The sequence below is a fragment of the Salipiger sp. PrR002 genome, from assembly GCF_010500775.1.
Classification (GTDB): domain Bacteria; phylum Pseudomonadota; class Alphaproteobacteria; order Rhodobacterales; family Rhodobacteraceae; genus Salipiger.
The window spans coordinates 19,809-35,437 of record NZ_JAAGOU010000011.1 but is presented as its reverse complement, the minus strand read 5'-3'; the positions used below and the strand labels follow the sequence as shown (position 1 = coordinate 35,437).

Below are 15,629 nucleotides of genomic sequence, written 5' to 3'. Positions count from 1 at the left end.
CAAACTTGGGCGAAGGCTCAGACCGTGCCCTTGCTGCGGTCGAGCATGTTGCGCAGATCCTCGGCCTCGTGCCGCGCCTCGCGCAGACCTTCCATCGCCGCCGAAAGCTCGGCTTCGGTCTGGGCCAGCTGATTGGTCAGTTCCGCCTCGCGCTGCTGCAGATAGGTGATGGCCTGATCGCGGGTCTCTTCGGCCTCATGCAGTTCCTTGCTCATCTTCTCGAGCTGATCCACATCGGCCTGCGCCACCCGCTTGAAGCGATGCACCAGCCAGTTGGCGAACCAGCCCATGCAGAATGCCACGAAGAGAATGATTGCCGTGGCAATCACGAATTCCGTCCGGTTCATTCCTCTGCCCCTTCCTGCGGTTCCTGACCGTCTTGCCCTGCCTCGTCCGGCGCCGCCTCTTGCTGAGCGGCGTCCTGATCCTGCGTTTCGTCGTCCTGCGCCTGCTCTGCGCCTTCGGCCGCTGCCTCCGTCTCCGCCTCGGTGCCCTCCTGCTCGATCTGCTCGAGCGCGGTGGCCTCTTCTTCGGTCGGTTCGGGGGGGATCAGCTTGAATTCGATCCGGCGGTTCGCCTCGCGGCCTTCTTCTGTACTGTTATCCGCAATTGGCATGGTTTCACCATAGCCTTTGACGCGATAGCTCGAGGTAAGCACGCGGCGGTTGCGCAGCGCGTCGAGCACCGATTGCGCGCGGTCGCGGCTCAGCGCCTCGTTCATCGACTCGCGGCCCTGACTGTCGGTGTGCCCCTGAATCTCGAGCGGGATGTCGCCGCAGATCTTCAGCAGTTCGGCCAGTTCATCCATGATGTCCTTGGCCGACGAGTCGAGGTTCGCCGAGCCCGGCTCGAAGCTGATCTTGCGGTCGCCGATGATCTCGACGATCTGCGCCTCGCATTCTTCGGGCGCGGGGATCGCCAGTTGCGGGTCGAGCTTTTCGAGATAGGTCACGTCAATCTCGAACTCGCCGCCATCGCCCAGCTTTTCGGCCAAAAGGCCCGAGATCTCGGCGTTGGCGTCGGGGTTGCCGGTGTTGCCGGAGATGCGCACGAGGTCGGGCGTGATGCGCAGCGAACCATTGCTCAGCTCGCCCATGGCCTCGAGCCCGGCCAGAACGCGGGTCGCCCAGCCGTTCGGCAGCCCCTCTGCCACACGCGCGGCGGTATACACCTTGTCCGAGCCAAAGAGCGCCTTGGCCAGACTGTCCGCCGTCTCGCGCGAGAGATCAGAATTGATCCGGCCACGCAGCTGAACGGCCCCCTGCGGAGAGAGCGTGGCGGTGAACTCCGGCGGCCCCTGATCGCCCGCTTCGGGCGTTTCGGGCAGCGTCGCATGCAGCGCGAAGACCTGCGGGAGGCCATTGTCGAGCTCGCCAACGACCTTGTCGAAAAGCTGCTGCTCGGTGCCCTCGGGAGCGACCAGCGCGACATCGGCGTTGGAGAAGGTGACGGAACCGCCGCCCAGTTCGGCCAGCGCGCGAATGCTCATGGCGGAGGCGTCACCCCAGCGGCGCGACGGTACTCCAAGGCCCATGCGGCAATGCGCGTCGCCCTCAAAGCCCGCGATCTTGGCCGCCTCGAGAATCTTCGTGCGCGCCTCTTCGGTGTCGACCGAGCAGGCGTCGAAGCGGATGCCATCGCTGTCCATCACGAAGCGCAGCGTGAACGGGGTGATCACCGGGCGCGGCGCCGAGAGATCGAGGCTGAGATCGACGCCATCGGGCACACGGCGGCGCAGGTCGCGCTCGATCTCGCGCTTGGCGGCCTCGCTGTCGGCCATCGCCTTGATGTGGACCCGGCCCGCCGAGACGGAAATCTTCGAGCGCGGCAATTCCTCCAGCACGCGGCCGGCGAAATCCACGGCGCGGCGCCAGCCCTCGGGCGGCGGGAAATCGGCATCCTCGAGCAGGTCCGAGACCTGCTGCGGCCCGCTCACCATGCCCGACATCACTTCCAGAAGACGCTCGCGGTCGGTCTCTGCCGGGACCAGCCCGATCACCGAGATGCCGGCATCATTGCGCAGAATCTCCATCGAAAAGCGCGGCGCCTCGATCGCCTCGGCATCGGCCACCAGCATCTGGTCGATCACCCGCGCCGAATCCACAACCGAGCCAGCCACGGTCATCGCGCGGAATCGTGCCGCCTCGTCGGGCGCGGTGCCGATGAGAAAGACCTGCAAGCCGTTCACATCCACCTCGGCCCAGTCCTGCCCATCCCGGCTGAGCGCATTGGCGACATCCTGCCGCGAGGCAGTCTCGATCATTTCCATCGAGAAGAAGGCGGTTCCGACGCAGAGCGCCGCAGCGGCAACAAATGCGGTCGTCGGAATGAGATAGCCGGAAAGGCGCATCAAAGCGTCCCTTTCTTGATCATTTTTTTCAACTCTGATACGCCCCGCTCCCGGTCGGCGCAATCACGCCAAGAGAGCGACGGCGAAAAACAGCACGGGCAGCAGGCCGGCGTCGCGATTGGCCCGGAACAGCCTTAGCAGCACGTCGTTGTCGTTCACGTCGAGTTTGCGCATCTGCCAAAGCATGTGCCAGCCAAAGGTCCAGGGCCCGGCGATCAGCAGCACCAGCTGCCCGATCTCGCCATGCGGCGCGGCCAGCACCACGGCAACCCCCATCAGCGCGACCGAGATCACCATGAACCACGCCAGCATCTTCGGCGTGCGCTCGTCTCCAAAGAGGCGCGCGGTGGATTTGACCCCGATCAGCGCGTCGTCTTCCTTGTCCTGATGGGCATAGATCGTGTCGTAGAACAGCGTCCACGCCATACCCGCGAAATAGAGCGCCACCGCGGGCCAGCCGAGGCTGCCGCTATGCGCGGTCCATGCCAGCAGCGCGCCCCAGTTGAAGGCGATGCCAAGAAACACCTGCGGCCACCACGTAAAGCGCTTGGCAAAAGGATAGATCGCCACCGGCCCGAGCGAGAGCACCCCGAGCAGGATCGCCATCGGCGGGAAGGTCAGCAGAATGGCAAAAGAGATCAGGCATTGGATCACCGCCCATGCCAGCGCCTGTTTGGCGGTGACCTGCCCCGAGGGGATGGGGCGCGAGGCGGTGCGCGCGACGCTGCCGTCGATATGTCGGTCGGTGATGTCGTTCCATGTGCAGCCCGCGCCGCGCATCAGCACCGCGCCGATGCCGCAGCCCGCAAAGATCCACAGATCGAACCACGAGGCGTTGCCATCGGCGACCATCGACAGCAGCAGCCCCCACCAGCAGGGCAGCAGCAGCAACCATGTGCCGATGGGCCGGTCAGCGCGCGACAGGCGCAGATAGGGCCGGGTCCACGCCGGGGCGCGGTGGTCCACCCAATTGCCGCGTACCGCGTCGGACACTTGTCCTGAGGGATCTGGCGCTGCGCCGGGATGGGTCATATGGTCCGCCTCATGAATGCAAAGGTTCGTCTGTATGTAGATCACCCGCTGGGCGCGGGACAACCGGTCGCTCTCGAGCGGGAGCAGGCCCATTATCTCTTTTCCGTGATGCGGCTGCCGCAGGGCGCTTCCGTGGCGCTGTTCAACGGGCGCGATGGCGCATGGCTCGCCGAGGTTTCCGAGACCGGAAAACGCGGCGGCACGCTGGTTTGCGCCGAGCAGATCCAGCCGCAGGGCACGCCGCCCGACCTCTGGCTGCTGTTCGCGCCGATCAAGAAAGCGCGCACCGATTTCATCGTCGAAAAGGCGGTGGAACTGGGCGTGCGGCGTATCGTGCCGGTGCAGACCGCCTTCACCAACTCCGAAAGGATTCGCCAAGACCGGCTGCAGGCCCATGCGGTGGAGGCCGCCGAGCAATGCGGCGCCACCTTCGTGCCAGAGGTCGCCGAGTTGCAGAAGCTCGGGCCGCTGCTGGCCGAGTGGGACGACCGGCGGCTGCTGTTCTGCGACGAGGCCGCGGTGGGCGCGGGCACCGATTACGCCGCCGCGCTGTCCGGCGCCTCTGGGCCTTGGGCGGTGCTGATCGGCCCCGAGGGCGGCTTTTCCGAGCCTGAACGCAAAAAGCTGCATGGTATGGAACAGGCGACATCGATCGCGCTTGGCCCGCGCATCCTGCGCGCCGACACGGCGGCGGTGGCGGCGCTGACGCTCTGGCAGGCGCATTGCGGGGACTGGCGATGACCCGTCCCGCCCGACTGCCGAGGAGCCCCGCCGCATGAGCTTCCTGCGTCCCGAAGCCAAGGCCGGACTGATGCGCTGGCGCGAGGTTCTGGCCGGTCTCGGCGTGCTGGCGCTCGGCGCTTATTGGGCGCTGTTTCCGGGCGGGCTGCTGATGTGGATCGGCTGGGTGGTCATCCTGCTCGCCATCGCCCTGATCTTTGCCGGGGTGCAGCGCGCGCGCTTTCGCACCGGCACCGGCGGGCCGGGCATGGTGCAGGTGATCGAGGGGCGGATCAGCTATTTCGGCCCGCTGACCGGCGGCTTTGCCGATCTCGACAGTCTGACCGCGCTGACCCTCGATCCCCGTGCCCGCCCGCCGCACTGGCTGCTGCGCAGTGAAGACGGCACGACGCTGGCGATTCCGCTGACAGCCGAGGGGGCAGATCAACTTTTTGATGTCTTCGCGCGGCTGCCGGGCCTGCAGACAGAGCGGATGCTTCAGAAAATGCAGGAGCGCGGGTCTGCGCCGGTGACCATCTGGCAGCGCGCCAGCGCACAAAAACCCGCCCTCCGTCTGCATTGACAAGGGCTTCGCTTGCCCCCATCCCTGACCCTCGAGACCAAAGGCCAAGCAAGATCGGAGCCCAGACATGTCCATTCCCCAGTCCGGCGGCGGGCCGATCGAACACCATGCGCAGCTTGGCGAGTACCTCGAGGCGGGCATCAAGCCCAAAGAGGACTGGCGCATCGGCACCGAGCACGAGAAGTTCGGCTATCTGACCGACACCCACGCCCCGCTGCCCTATGAGGGCGAGCGCTCGATCCGTGCGGTGCTGGAAGGGCTGCGCGACCGGCACGGCTGGGCCGAGGTGAACGAGGGCGGCAATCTCATCGGCCTGACCAAGGACGGCGCCAACGTCTCGCTCGAACCGGGCGGCGCGCTGGAACTGTCGGGCGCCCCGCTCGAGACCATCCACCAGACCTGCGACGAGGTGAACGAGCACCTGCGCGAGGTGAAGGGCATCGCCGACGAGATCGGCGTGGGCTTCATCGGCCTTGGCGCCGCGCCCGAATGGAAGCACGAGGAAATGCCCCTCATGCCCAAGGGCCGCTACAAGCTGATGGATGCCTATATGGGCAAGGTCGGCACCACCGGCACGACCATGATGCGGCGCACCTGCACGGTGCAGGTGAACCTCGACTTCGGCTCCGAACTGGACATGATCAAGAAGATGCGCGTCGCGCTGGCTTTGCAGCCCGTTGCCACCGCGCTCTTTGCCAACTCGCCCTTCCTCGAAGGCAAGCCCAACGGCATGAAGAGCTATCGCTCTTATGTCTGGCAAAACCTCGACGACGCACGCACCGGCATGCTGCCCTTCGTCTTCGACGAGAGCTTCGGCTTTGAAAGCTACGTGGAATACGCGCTCGATGTGCCGATGTATTTCGTCTACCGCGATGGCAAATACATCGACGCGCTTGGCCAGTCCTTCCGCGACTTCATGACAGGCCGCCTGCCCGCCTTGCCGGGCGAAAAGCCGACGCTCTCGGATTGGGCCGACCATCTGACGACGCTCTTCCCCGAGGCGCGGATGAAGAAATTCATCGAGATGCGCGGCGCCGATGGCGGCCCGTGGCGCCGTCTCTGCGCCCTGCCCGCCTTCTGGGTCGGGCTGACCTACGATCAGGGCGCGCTGGATGCCGCTTGGGATCTGGTGAAGGGCTGGGACGCCGAAACACGCCAAGCCCTGCGCGTCGCGGCTGGTGAGGACGCCCTGCAGGCCGAAGTGAACGGTATCCGCATGCATGATCTCGCCCGCGAGGTGCTGAAGATCGCAGAAGCTGGCCTTGTCGCACGCGCGCGTCCCGGCGCGGGTGGCCTGCTGCCGGACGAGACGCATTTCCTCAACGCGCTGAAGGAAAGCGTCGAAAGCGGCACGGTTCAGGCGGATGAGATGCTTGATCTCTACCACGGCGAATGGGGCGGTGATCTGTCGAAGATCTACGGCGCCTACAGCTACTGAGACTGGCATGGCGGGCTGCTGAGCGGCCCGCCCATCACCGCCGCACCCGACGGTTCCTGCTGCCAAGAGGCTCTCACAAATGTGGGGAAGTGCCGCTGGTAGTTCCTCGGCGCCACGCACTGGGTGGGGGCTGAAACGGCGTGACGCCGAGGGAAGCCATATGCAGCTACATCTTCGGTATCGGCTTGAAATCGGGCGAGACTAAGGTGAGCTTGCGGCCATCCTGCAGCAGACCGGCGCAATCCGCAGCTTTCGGCGGAAGTTCGCCCGAGAAGCTGACGCAACGGCACGAACCCGCCACCGCCGCAAAACGGACTGCGCGAAGCGTTTGGCGGATCAAAACAATTTTTCTGGAGAAGGTCCCCGGCCCCACGCACTGAGCGGGGGCTGATGAGCGCAGGTCCGGGGGAAGCCATATGCAGCTACCAGATCACTCTGCCCCGGCAATTTGTCGCAAATGCGCGCGATAAAAGGCCATACGGAGACCAATCCGCCGATCTGCGCTGAGGTGGCGATGCGCCATGCGGCGTTGCTGACCCCACGCGAGGGGCGTGCGAGGAATGCTCTGTCTGGTCTGAGGGAAGACCTCGGCGTCGCACACTGGGTGGGGGCTGAAAACGGTGCGACGCCGAGCTATGCCGATATCGGCTTGAGGATGACCATAGTCCGGGAGTTTGTCGCAAACCGGGCGCAACTAAGGCGATTTCAAGAACGACAGCACAACTAAAGGTGATTCCCTTCGGTGACGCTACCTTCACCCCTCATCGCAGGGGCATGACGATATCGAGGACATTCTCGCCCCCAAAGCGCCTGTACCGGACCTCTGAGGCAAGCTTGCGGATCAGGTACCAGCCAAATCCCCCTTCCGGCAAATCCCGGTCATGCCCAAGCGGCTTGAGCCTGCCCTCGGGCAAGACCAGCCCGGGCATTGCGCTGCCCCTGTCGCACACCTGCAGCAGGGCCTGCTCCCCCTCTAAACTCACACGCAGCCCGATATCCCCCGCCGTCGCGGGCGCATAGGCATGCTCGACGATGTTGTTCAGCGCTTCGGCCAGCACCAGTTCGATCGCCCCACGTGCCTCTGGCGACACCTGATGTGCGGACAGCATCGCGGCCACCTCCGCCAGCGCCGCGCGCACCTCTGCGGCGCAGGCACCCAAGGTGAGGCTCTGCGACAGTTTCCTTGTGCTTTCGGGCAGGCTGGTCATGTCGCGCCGCCAAATCAGCCTCTAGCTCTCTGGTCCCACCACCTGCGAAGACGCGGCCTCCGCCTCTGCCAGCGTGGGGTAGAGCACGAAGATGGTGTCCATCCGAGTCAGGCGGAAGACCTTGTCGACCATCGGCGATAGCCCGGCCAGATCAAGCCTTTGCCCGGGGGCAAGCTCCTTCATTGCCGCGACGATGGCGCCCAATCCGCTTGAGTCGATGAACTCGACCCCGCCGAGATCAAGGATCACGCGCTTGGCGGCGGGGGTCACGCCGAGGCGCATCGCATCCTTGAACTGGATCGCCACCGCAGCGTCGATCCGCGTGTCCTCGACCCGAACCACCTGCGGATCCGTTCCATGGCTGCTGAGCTTCATGGCATCCTCCGATTATCCGGCTCCGATCATCCGGGCGCGTCCCGAGGGCTCATCCAAGCCCTGCCCCAGCACTTAACCAAGCGCCGCCCGAGGGTGATTGCCGTTGCGACCACAAGTGCCCATATCTTCAGCAAGCTAGACGGCATTCCTTACCATTCGGTATTCAGGATCCGTGTCTTTGGGAGGAGAGAGCATGAAGGACGTAGTGATCACCGGCGCGGCGCGGACCGCCATGGGCGGGTTTCAGGGGGCGCTGTCGGATGTCTCGGCTGCGGAACTCGGCGGCGCTGCGCTGCGGGCGGCGCTGGCCGAAGCGGGCCGGCCCGCGGTGGACGAGCTGCTGATGGGCTGCGTGCTACCTGCGGGACAGGGGCAGGCACCGGCGCGGCAGGCGGGCTTCAAGGCCGGGCTCGGCGAAGAGGTGCCCGCAACCACGCTCAACAAGATGTGTGGCTCTGGCATGAAGGCGGCGATGATGGGCTGGGACCGGCTGGCGCTCGGCCATGCGCAGGTCATGGCCGTGGGCGGCATGGAGAGCATGAGCAACGCGCCCTATCTGCTGCCGCAGATGCGCGGCGGCGCGCGGCTCGGGCATGGCACTTCGGTGGATCACATGTTCCTCGACGGGCTCGAAGACGCCTATGACAAGGGCCGCCTCATGGGCACTTTCGCCGAGGATTGCGCCGAGGCTTTCCAGTTCACCCGCGAGGCGCAGGATCAATACGCGCTGGCCTCGCTGTCAAACGCTCTGGATGCCGAGCGCAGCGGCGCCTTCGACAATGAGATCACCCCGGTGACGATCCACGCCCGCACCGGCGAGGAGGTGATCACCCGCGACGAGCAGCCGGCCCGTGCCCGCCCCGAGAAGATCCCGCACCTGAAACCCGCGTTCCGGCCCGGCGGCACGGTGACCGCGGCCAACTCCAGCTCGATCTCGGATGGGGCCGCCGCCCTTGTGCTGAGCACGCTCGATGTGGCGGCGCAGACCGGCGTCACGCCGCGGGCGCGCATCCTCGGCCATGCCAGCCACGCGCAGGCCCCGAACCTCTTTCCCACCGCGCCGATTCCCGCCGCCCGCAAACTGCTGGAGCGCGTCGGTTGGAAGCTGTCGGACGTCGATCTTTGGGAGGTCAACGAGGCCTTTGCGGTCGTGCCGATGGCCTTCATGCACGAGATGGGTCTGCCGCGCGACGTGGTGAACGTCAACGGCGGCGCCTGCGCGCTCGGACATCCGATCGGTGCCTCTGGCGCGCGGATCATGGTGACGCTGCTCAACGCGCTGGAAACCCGCGGCCTGAAGCGCGGTGTGGCGGCGATCTGCATCGGCGGCGGCGAGGGCACGGCGATTGCCATAGAGCGGCTCTGAGGCGCCCTATAGAGGCTCTGCGGCGGCATGGCGCCCCGCAGGAGCCTTGCAGCGGCGCCCGGCTTTTGCCATGAGCGCCGCATGAGCTCCGATTACAATCCGCCGCAGGGAGAGATCCCGGTCCTTCACGTCGATCACGAGATCCTCGTCGTCGACAAGCCCGCAGGGCTGCTCTCCGTGCCCGGCAAGGGCCCCGAGCTTGCCGACTGCCTGATCGAGCGGCTGAAGGTCGCCTTCCCGCAGGTGCTGCTGGTGCACCGGCTCGATCGCGACACCTCGGGGGTGATGGTCTTTGCCCTCACCCCGCACGCGCAGCGCCACATCGGCCTGCAGTTCGAACACCGCCGCACCAAAAAGACCTATCTGGCGCGGGTCGCCGGGCGGCTCGAGCCCAAGCACGGGCATATCGACCTGCCGCTGATCGTCGATTGGCCGAACCGGCCCAAGCAGATGGTCTGCCACGAGACCGGCAAACCGGCGCAGACCGACTGGCGGGTGATCAAGGCCACCGATGAGGAAACACGCGTGCATCTGCTGCCCCGCACCGGGCGCAGCCACCAGTTGCGGGTGCACATGCTGTCTCAGGGGCATCCGATTCTGGGCGATCCGTTCTATGCGCCGGACACCGCCGATCAGTATCCGCGCATGATGCTGCACGCCGAAGAGCTGCGCCTGCGTCATCCCGACGGCGGCATGGGCCACACGTTCCGCGCACCCGCGCCGTTCTGAGCCGTCCTGCCCTTCCTCTTGGCGGAAATATCCCCGCCGGAGGCGCAGAGGGCCAGACGTCGCAGCCGGGTTACTCCGCCGCCAGACGTTGCTCGCGATGACCGATGGCGGCCACTTCGGCAATCACACCGCGCAACAACCGCCGGAAGGCGTGGAAATCGCCGCTTGGGCGCACCTGCGCCTCGTCCATATAGAGCGCGCGGTCGATCTCGATCTGGATCGCGTGCTGGCGGCGTGAGGGCCGACCGTAATTCATCGTGGTGAACGCCCCAGCGAAGGGCGCATTGCGCGCCACTTCAAGCCCGGCGCGGCGGAACGCCTGTTCCACCAGATCGACCACCTCGGGCGCAGCGGATGCGCCGAATCGATCCCCCAGTACGATTTCCGGCCTGCGTGTCCCCCGGCGCAGCACGCTTTCCACCGCCTCATGCGGCATCGAATGGCAATCGATCAGGATCGACTCGCCAAACGCGCTCTTGGCCGAATCGAGCAACGCCTGCAGGCGCGTGTGGTAGGGCTTCCAGTAGAGCCCGATACGCCGCTCTGCTTCGGCCAGCGGCAGCTTGCCGCAGTAGATCGCCCGCCCGTTTGCCACCACACGTGGCACGACGCCAAGGCCAGAGGCGACTCGCGGGTTATGCCCGGCGCGGCGCACCCCCTCGATCAGCGCGGGATCAAGCTCGTCAGAGGCGCGGTTGAGATCGATGAACGCCCGCGGCGCCCCGGCGCGCAGCAAAGGCGCCCCAAACTGCGGCGCACAATCGAACAGCCGGTCGACGAAGGCATCTTCGGACGAGCGAATCTGCTTCTCGTCCAGAACCGTGCCCCGCAGAAAGCTCCACGGGTAGTCACGCCCAGAGTGCGGCGAGGCGAAAACCACCGCAGAACTATGGGTTTCAGGCAGATCGAGATGATAAGCGACTTTGGGCATCGGGGCTCCTTGCAGGAATAAGATAGCCTGAATCTTATTTCTCCCAAAAGCCCTTGATCCCCCCTCCGACTCCTTTTATAGAGCGCTCCACCGGCGCAGTTCACTGCGGCACTCGAAAGAGGGACGCGGCCAGAACAACAAGAAAAGCGCAGGCCATACGGGCGGTTAGCTCAGCGGTAGAGCACTACGTTGACATCGTAGGGGCCACTGGTTCGATCCCAGTACCGCCCACCATGGAATTCATCGTCTCGAACCACGGTTCGGGGCAAAACGCAACGCCAGGCGCTCGCGCGCCGCGAAAGAGGAGAGACTTAATATGAAAGTCGCTAACTCGCTCCGCTCGCTCAAACAGCGCCATCGCGACTGCCGCGTTGTGCGTCGCAAGGGCCGTGTTTACGTGATCAACAAGACCCAGCGTCGTTTCAAAGCTCGTCAGGGCTGATCGAAACCGCAGGATCTTGATCCGGCTGAGGGCCGCCCATCTCGGGTGGCCTTTTTGCTGTCCAGCGCAAGGGTTTGGTGCAGCACCGCTTTTACCGCAGGCCGCAGCCACGCCATAGAAAAAAGGCCTCGCGCAAACGCGTGGGGCCTTTTGCTGTCTGCCGCGCTGCGCCGCGATGCGTCAGAGCTGCGGCACCTCGAGCTCGGCCTCTGCTTTTCGCACGGCCTGCATGAAGTCCCGAATCAACTCCGGCGATTTTTCGCCCGGCGCGCTTTCCACACCGCTCGAGAGGTCGATCTGCCGCGCTCCGGTCATCCGCACCGCCTGCGCCACATTCTGCGCGGTCAGCCCACCTGCCAGAATCCAAGGCACCGGCCAGCGCCGACCGGCGATAAGCCGCCAATCGAAGGCCAGCCCGTTGCCGCCGGGCAGCGCCCCGCCTTTCGGCGCCTTGGCATCGACGAGCAGCATGTCGGCAACCCGCCCATAGGCTTCGAGCGCGGGCAGGTCTTCCTCTGAGGCCACGCCCACGGCCTTCATCACCGGCAGGCCGAAGCGTTTGCGAATCTCCACCACGCGCTCGACGCTCTCCTTACCGTGCAACTGAAGAATATCGAGCGGCACATTGTCGGTGATCTCTTGCAGCAGAGCATCGTCCGCATCGACCACCAGAGCCACTTTGGCCAGCCCCACAGGGGCCGCCAGCGCCAGCTCGCGCGCCTGCGCCACGGTCACCGCACGCGGGCTCTTGGGGAAGAACACAAAGCCTGCGTAGCGCGCCCCGGCCTCGGCGACGGCGGCCACGTCGGCGGGCGTGCGCAGCCCGCAGATTTTCACCTGAATATCCATCCGCTCCTTGCCTTCTTCAGCGTTCATCTCCGTAGATACTCCCGCAGACGCCCGCCGCCAAGCAATGAGGGGAGCCAAAGCCCCCCTCTCCCCGCCCTCCGGCAGTGCTTTCAAATCGCGGCGTCCAACTCACGCTGGCCCGCCCGCTGAGGGTGCCTCAGGCGCTCTGGTCGAGGATCGCCAGAACCTCGTCCTTATCCTTGTCGCGCTCGTCCTGAGTCTTTTTCAGCTGCCGCTCAAGCCGCTTCACCTCGGTCTTGCGCTGCGCCGCCACCGCACGATGCTTGTGCTCTCGCAGCCACTCCCAGACGAAGCCGATCAACAGACCCGCGACAATCCCGCCAAAGATCACGATGAACACCGGCACAGTGACCGTGTACTGGAAGTTCAGCAGTTCGGCCATTTCGGTCGGCAGAAGGTTCAGCGTGGCCGGTCCACGGTTGGCCAGAGCCACGCAGATCAGCACAATGGCCAGAATGGCCCAGAAGGCGTAGCGAATGTATTTCATCGAGGTCACTTCCCGTTCAGTCGGTCCCGCAAGAGCTTGCCGGTCTTGAAAAACGGCACGCATTTCTCCTCGACGTCAACGGCTTCGCCCGTGCGGGGGTTCCGGCCCTGTCTAGCGTCCCGCTGCTTGACCGAAAAGGCGCCAAAGCCGCGCAGCTCCACGCGATTGCCATGCGCCATCGCAGCGGTGATTTCCTCGAAGATCGTGTTCACGATCCGCTCGACGTCTCGTTGGTAGAGATGCGGGTTCTCCTCCGCGATCTTCTGGATCAATTCCGATCTGATCATCCTCGCCCATCCCTATATCGCATTTTCCGCGCTCCCACTGTTGTACGACCTTTGCTGGGGGCTCGCCAAATGGAAACCGCGAGAATCAGAGAAAAATCCATGAAAAGCAGCGTATTGCGCGGCTTCATGCCGGTCAGACCCCGCTCCAGCCCGCGCCGGACGCAATTGCTGCGCTGCGGCTATCCCAAAGAATAGTCCGCGATTCGGCCCCTACGTCAGGCCAAGTCCGACCAATCGGGGCTCAAAAAAGCGCGTCGATTTCTTCCGCGACCAGCCGTTCCAGCCGCCATAGTTCTGCGTCGTGCAGCCCCCGCGCGGCCAGCGAAGACACGGTCCGATGCAGATATTCGACATTCGAGCCAGCGTGACCACAGGCGCGGGCGATGATCCGCGCGGTCTCTTCCAACGTAAGATCGGTACGCAGCGGATTTCCCCGCGGCGGCGCATAGAATGTCAGCGCGCGCACCATGCCGCCCGCTGTTTCGACCGGCACCCAGCTGTAATTGTCCGAAAGCTCCACATAAGGCATCTCGCGGCGCACGAGCGCCTCGGTGGCGGCCAGCACCTCTGTTTCGGCCACCTCGTGCAGCAGCGCGGTGCATTCGCCGCCCGGCATCAGCGCCATCATCAGCCCCGGCGCCTCGGGCGTGCCGCGCCATGACGTGAGTTCCATACAGAAGGCACGATGCCAGCCCAGTGCCCGTCCCTGCCGTTCGGCGACCGGGGTGAACTCCGGCTTCCACAGAAGCGAGCCATACGCAAAGACCTGCAGCGGCCCCTCCGGGCGCTGCGCGAGAATCTCCCGCGCTTTCGCAGCGATGCCCGCGTCATCAAGACGGCTCCAGCCCCAAAGCTCGGCGTCGTCGGTTTCGGGCACTTCGCGAAAGACCCGGTTCACATGGTCTTCGGTCAGGAAAAGGGCAGCGGTGGAGGGCATATCGTTTGGCATATGCGGTTATCGGCACGCCTGCGGCCCAAGCGCAAGACGGCACGGCGCTCTGCACATCCCCCTGTGCAGCCATGCGCCAAGCAAAAGACCTCAGCCTTGAGGCGCTGCCAAAGAAAAAGGCCCCGGTCTCCCGGGGCCTTCTTTGTCTCACAGCAAGCGCGAGGCTTACTCGTCGCGCTTCAGAGCTGCGCCGAGGATGTCGCCCAGCGATGCGCCGGAGTCGGAGGAACCGTACTGTTCCACGGCTTCTTTCTCTTCGGCGATCTCGCGTGCCTTGATCGACAGGCCCAGACGACGGGTCTTGCTGTCGATGTTGGTGACGCGGACGTCGAGCTTGTCGCCGACCGAGAAGCGCTCGGGGCGCTGCTCTGCGCGGTCACGCGACAGGTCCGAACGGCGGATGAAGGACTTCATGCCTTCGTATTCCACCTCGATGCCGCCATCTTCGATCGCGGTCACTTCGACGGTCACGATCGAGCCGCGCTTCACGCCGCCAACCGCGTCAGCGAACTTGTCGCCGCCGAGTGCTTTGATCGAGAGCGAGATGCGCTCTTTGTCGGTGTCCACTTCGGTGACAACGGCCTTGACCACGTCGCCTTTGCGGTACTCCTGGATGGCTTCCTCGCCGCGCTGATCCCACGACAGGTCCGAAAGGTGAACCATGCCGTCGATCTCGCCGGGCAGGCCGATGAACAGACCGAATTCGGTGATGTTCTTGACCTCGCCCTCGACCTCGGTCCCTTCCGGGTGGGTCTCGGAGAACACTTCCCACGGGTTGCGCATGGTCTGCTTGAGGCCGAGCGAAACGCGACGCTTCGCGGGATCGATCTCGAGAACCATGACGTCGACTTCCTGCGAGGTCGACACGATCTTGCCCGGGTGGACGTTCTTCTTGGTCCAGGACATTTCCGACACGTGAACCAGACCTTCGACGCCCGGCTCCAGCTCCACGAAGGCGCCGTAATCGGTGATGTTGGTCACGCGGCCGGTGTGCACCGACGCCAGCGGGTACTTCACAGCCACCAGATCCCACGGATCTTCCTGCAGCTGCTTCATGCCGAGGCTGATACGGTGGGTTTCTTTGTTGATCTTGATGACCTGGACCTTGACGGTCTCGCCGATCGACAGGATCTCCGACGGGTGGTTCACACGGCGCCATGCCATGTCGGTGACGTGCAGCAGGCCGTCCACGCCGCCCAGGTCAACGAACGCACCGTATTCGGTGATGTTCTTGACCACGCCGTCGACCGTCTGGCCTTCGGTGAGGTTGGCGATGACTTCCGCACGCTGCTCGGCGCGCGATTCCTCGAGGATTGCACGACGCGAGACAACGATGTTGCCGCGACGACGGTCCATCTTGAGGATCTGGAACGGCTGCTTGAGACCCATGAGCGGGCCTGCGTCGCGCACGGGGCGGACGTCGACTTGGCTGCCGGGCAGGAAGGCAACAGCGCCGCCGAGGTCGACGGTGAAGCCGCCTTTGACGCGGCCGAAGATCGCACCTTCGACGCGGGCGTCGTCGGCGTAGGCCTTCTCGAGACGGTCCCATGCCTCTTCGCGGCGGGCCATCTCGCGGCTGATCACGGCTTCGCCGCGGGCGTTTTCAGCTGCGCGCAGGTAAACCTCGACTTCGTCGCCGACCGAGATCTCGGGGGCTTCGCCGGGGTTTGCGAATTCTTTCAGCTCAACGCGGCCCTCCATCTTGTAGCCGACGTCGATGATGGCTTGGCCCGCTTCAATTGCGATGACCTTGCCTTTAACAACGGACCCCTCTTCGGGGGTGTCCATTTCGAAGCTTTCGTTAAGGAGGGCTTCGAATTCCTCCATGGTTGCGTTAGCCATGTGGCGTATATGTCCTTTAC

Annotated in this window: 17 protein-coding genes and 1 tRNA gene; 7 read left to right on the top strand and 11 right to left on the bottom strand. The window is 64.9% G+C overall.

Features of this window, described 5'->3' with window-relative positions; genetic code table 11:
* Positions 1–17: 17 nt before the first annotated feature.
* The 3 genes from G0A00_RS13220 to ubiA all read right to left on the bottom strand — a co-directional run bounded on the left by G0A00_RS13220 (position 18) and on the right by ubiA (position 3,382).
* Positions 18–347: a hypothetical protein gene (locus G0A00_RS13220; protein WP_066107686.1), complete on the bottom strand. Its 330-nt coding sequence runs from the start codon at positions 345–347 to the stop codon at positions 18–20.
* Positions 344–2,350 (bottom strand): OmpA family protein, encoded by a 2,007-nt coding sequence (locus G0A00_RS13215; RefSeq protein ID WP_164184025.1) that lies wholly within the window; start codon positions 2,348–2,350, stop codon positions 344–346. Before G0A00_RS13215 ends, G0A00_RS13220 begins: the two co-directional genes overlap by 4 nt.
* 63 nt (positions 2,351–2,413) lie before the next feature.
* Entirely contained in the window at positions 2,414–3,382 is a 969-nt protein-coding gene (gene ubiA, locus G0A00_RS13210) for a 4-hydroxybenzoate octaprenyltransferase (protein ID WP_164184027.1), read from the bottom strand.
* Positions 3,383–3,394: 12 nt separating this feature from the next.
* On the opposite strand from ubiA, the gene G0A00_RS13205 reads away from it, so the two are divergent.
* The 3 genes from G0A00_RS13205 (at position 3,395) to G0A00_RS13195 (ending at position 6,123) form a co-directional block, all read left to right on the top strand.
* Positions 3,395–4,123 (top strand): 16S rRNA (uracil(1498)-N(3))-methyltransferase, encoded by a 729-nt coding sequence (locus G0A00_RS13205; RefSeq protein ID WP_164184029.1) that lies wholly within the window; start codon positions 3,395–3,397, stop codon positions 4,121–4,123.
* A gap of 34 nt (positions 4,124–4,157) precedes the next feature.
* A complete protein-coding gene (locus G0A00_RS13200; protein ID WP_164184031.1) occupies positions 4,158–4,685 on the top strand; it encodes a hypothetical protein in 528 nt (175 codons plus the stop codon).
* Between the two features lie 67 nt (positions 4,686–4,752).
* Positions 4,753–6,123: a glutamate--cysteine ligase gene (locus G0A00_RS13195; protein WP_164184033.1), complete on the top strand. Its 1,371-nt coding sequence runs from the start codon at positions 4,753–4,755 to the stop codon at positions 6,121–6,123.
* Between the two features lie 761 nt (positions 6,124–6,884).
* On the opposite strand, the gene G0A00_RS13190 is transcribed toward G0A00_RS13195, so the two are convergent.
* Complete coding sequence (locus tag G0A00_RS13190) at positions 6,885–7,331, bottom strand: ATP-binding protein (RefSeq protein ID WP_164184035.1); 447 nt, start codon at positions 7,329–7,331, stop codon at positions 6,885–6,887.
* 21 nt (positions 7,332–7,352) lie between these two features.
* Positions 7,353–7,706 carry an STAS domain-containing protein gene (locus tag G0A00_RS13185; protein WP_164184037.1) on the bottom strand — a complete coding sequence of 118 codons (354 nt, stop codon included), beginning with the start codon at positions 7,704–7,706 and terminating at the stop codon, positions 7,353–7,355.
* Positions 7,707–7,899: 193 nt separating this feature from the next.
* Between G0A00_RS13185 and G0A00_RS13180 the strand changes: the two genes are divergently transcribed.
* Both G0A00_RS13180 and G0A00_RS13175 read left to right on the top strand, forming a co-directional pair.
* Positions 7,900–9,072: an acetyl-CoA C-acyltransferase gene (locus G0A00_RS13180; protein WP_164184039.1), complete on the top strand. Its 1,173-nt coding sequence runs from the start codon at positions 7,900–7,902 to the stop codon at positions 9,070–9,072.
* Positions 9,073–9,153: 81 nt separating this feature from the next.
* Entirely contained in the window at positions 9,154–9,801 is a 648-nt protein-coding gene (locus G0A00_RS13175; protein WP_164184041.1) for a pseudouridine synthase, read from the top strand.
* Positions 9,802–9,871: 70 nt separating this feature from the next.
* Here the strand turns inward: G0A00_RS13175 and G0A00_RS13170 are convergent, their stop codons facing one another.
* Positions 9,872–10,732, bottom strand: a complete 861-nt coding sequence (locus G0A00_RS13170; RefSeq protein WP_164184043.1) for an N-formylglutamate amidohydrolase — start codon at positions 10,730–10,732, stop codon at positions 9,872–9,874.
* A 159-nt stretch (positions 10,733–10,891) separates the two neighbouring features.
* On the opposite strand from G0A00_RS13170, the gene G0A00_RS13165 reads away from it, so the two are divergent.
* Together G0A00_RS13165 and ykgO are read left to right on the top strand one after the other, a co-directional pair.
* Positions 10,892–10,966: transfer RNA gene (locus G0A00_RS13165), tRNA-Val, on the top strand.
* An 82-nt stretch (positions 10,967–11,048) separates the two neighbouring features.
* The gene (gene ykgO / locus G0A00_RS13160; RefSeq protein ID WP_008884645.1) at positions 11,049–11,174 is read left to right on the top strand and encodes a type B 50S ribosomal protein L36; all 126 of its coding nucleotides are present in this window, start codon (positions 11,049–11,051) and stop codon (positions 11,172–11,174) included.
* 180 nt (positions 11,175–11,354) lie between these two features.
* Here the strand turns inward: ykgO and G0A00_RS13155 are convergent, their stop codons facing one another.
* From G0A00_RS13155 to rpsA, 5 genes are all read right to left on the bottom strand, one after another.
* A complete protein-coding gene (locus G0A00_RS13155) occupies positions 11,355–12,050 on the bottom strand; it encodes a phosphoribosylanthranilate isomerase (protein ID WP_235953216.1) in 696 nt (231 codons plus the stop codon).
* A 130-nt stretch (positions 12,051–12,180) separates the two neighbouring features.
* Entirely contained in the window at positions 12,181–12,531 is a 351-nt protein-coding gene (locus G0A00_RS13150) for a lipopolysaccharide assembly protein LapA domain-containing protein (protein WP_066110351.1), read from the bottom strand.
* Positions 12,532–12,536: 5 nt separating this feature from the next.
* Positions 12,537–12,818 carry an integration host factor subunit beta gene (gene ihfB, locus G0A00_RS13145; RefSeq protein ID WP_066107709.1) on the bottom strand — a complete coding sequence of 94 codons (282 nt, stop codon included), beginning with the start codon at positions 12,816–12,818 and terminating at the stop codon, positions 12,537–12,539.
* Positions 12,819–13,059: 241 nt separating this feature from the next.
* On the bottom strand, positions 13,060–13,767 hold the full coding sequence (locus G0A00_RS13140) for a gamma-glutamylcyclotransferase (protein WP_164184045.1): 708 nt from the start codon (positions 13,765–13,767) through the stop codon (positions 13,060–13,062).
* 165 nt (positions 13,768–13,932) lie between these two features.
* Positions 13,933–15,609 (bottom strand): 30S ribosomal protein S1, encoded by a 1,677-nt coding sequence (rpsA, locus tag G0A00_RS13135; protein WP_164184047.1) that lies wholly within the window; start codon positions 15,607–15,609, stop codon positions 13,933–13,935.
* Positions 15,610–15,629: the final 20 nt, after the last annotated feature.